This is a genomic window from Corynebacterium sp. ACRQJ, assembly GCF_022346045.1.
GTDB classification, from domain to species: Bacteria; Actinomycetota; Actinomycetes; order Mycobacteriales; family Mycobacteriaceae; genus Corynebacterium; species Corynebacterium evansiae.
On record NZ_JAKRMT010000035.1, the window covers coordinates 1 to 1,650 of the forward strand.

1 protein-coding gene and 3 tRNA genes are annotated in these 1,650 nt (G+C 62.5%); 1 reads left to right on the forward strand and 3 read right to left on the reverse strand.

Going from position 1 to position 1,650, the window contains the following annotated elements; genetic code table 11:
* Window positions 1-195: hypothetical protein (locus MHX52_RS10230; protein WP_239318090.1), on the forward strand; the 195-nt coding region annotated here is incomplete at its 5' end.
* Between the two features lie 330 nt (window positions 196-525).
* Here MHX52_RS10230 and MHX52_RS10235 read toward each other — a convergent pair.
* The 3 genes from MHX52_RS10235 to MHX52_RS10245 form a co-directional block, all read right to left on the reverse strand.
* Window positions 526-598: transfer RNA gene (locus tag MHX52_RS10235), tRNA-Arg, on the reverse strand.
* A gap of 612 nt (window positions 599-1,210) precedes the next feature.
* Window positions 1,211-1,283 (reverse strand) — tRNA-Arg (locus MHX52_RS10240).
* 167 nt (window positions 1,284-1,450) lie between these two features.
* Window positions 1,451-1,535: transfer RNA gene (locus tag MHX52_RS10245), tRNA-Ser, on the reverse strand.
* Window positions 1,536-1,650: the final 115 nt, after the last annotated feature.

A 1,650-nucleotide genomic window follows, 5' to 3' on the forward strand; every position in this document is an offset into this window, starting at 1 on the left:
GGTCCCCGCCCCGGCTGGCCGCTGCGCCTGCCCGCCACACCATTTCCCTTCGCTCGCCAGGCCGATTTCCGCCCCACCGAGCCTTCCCCGCCGCCACTGGAGCGCTTGAAAAAGACCCAATGTCCCAAATCTTCCACTTTCAAAGAAAAGCAGATCTGCAGCAAAAAATTGCAAGGCTCTGACCTGCGGAGATAGATAGTTATAGAAACAGAGTGGAAGATTTGGGACATTCCCCTCCTAGCCAGGCAGCCAAATAGCCAATTTCTAGGCGCCTCCCGAATGAGGGGCGCAATTTCGCACCCTTATCCAGGTATCCCCCTCCCCCGTTTCGGCCGTCTATGGCGCTTACAGAGCTTCAGCATTTCGAGCGCTCAATTGCGAACAGCTACACCCCTCCCCGGCGCCTCCACACCAGCGGGCGCCACGCCAACGACAGCCTCCCCCAGCGCTAACCCGCCAACGCCAACCCCCGGACGCGAAATCCCCCGTGGCCGGCGGGTAACCGCTGGCCACGGGGGAAATTTGTGCGCCCGGAGGGATTCGAACCCCCAACCTTCTGATCCGTAGTCAGATGCTCTATCCGTTGAGCTACGGGCGCATCACCGCTGCCCCAAAGGGCATCGATTAGGTCTGCAAGGTTGCCCTTGCAACGCAGATTAACTTTACACACCGGGGGCGCAAAACAACAAATCCCCACTTCACCAGCGGAAATGAAACCACGGCCGCCACGGGAAATAGGTAGTGCCCCAGGACCGTCACGGGAATGAAGTAGCTCGCGTGACCGCCACGGGAACGGGGCAGTTCGCCGCGGGCGAAACGGACAAGATCTGCAGACCTGGCGCGCGAAGCGCGCCAGAGGCCTCTACGGCCAAAGTGTGCACTGTGCGGAGGCGCTCGCTAACGCGACCGCCACTGTCGCCCCACATCGACTGCGGCGCCCATGCTCCCGCATGCGCGCTGCAGTCGGGAAGCACGGCGCGCCAACCGCGCGCCGTGCAAGCGCCCCGCGTGCACACGCACGCGCGGCACACGTTCCAACTGCATGGCATTCCAGCACAAAGCTACTCCCCCGCAGCCAACCGGGGACTACCGCTGATCATGGGGCAAGGGTCCCGCAAGCAGCGCAAACAAAACCCCCGCAGCCGACGGAGTTACCGCCAGCCGCAGGGGGGCATACCGCCAGGAACCAAAGCCCCAAGCGGGAAAATCGTGCGCCCGGAGGGATTCGAACCCCCAACCTTCTGATCCGTAGTCAGATGCTCTATCCGTTGAGCTACGGGCGCTTGGAAACTTCGACAAAGTGCTTCACGCCGGCACAATCCCAGCGGACCACCACAGGCGCACCACACGCCCCACAACACTGTCCGCAGCTGTTGGCCCCGGAACCTCACCACAAGTAACCGGGCAGCTTTGTGGGCAGCTCTGGCGCTGACGCACTCTGTCGAAGTTGCGGAGGCGACAGGATTTGAACCTGCGGTCCCCTAAGGGACAACTCCTTAGCAGGGAGCCCCATTCGGCCGCTCTGGCACGCCTCCGAACGTCGTATCGCAGCACTGTTTCCAGATACCACAATCTCGACCGAACTTAGCCTACACAACCTGCCCACCTTCCCCAAATTCCCGCCCCCCCTTCCGCCCGCTCCCCAGCCCG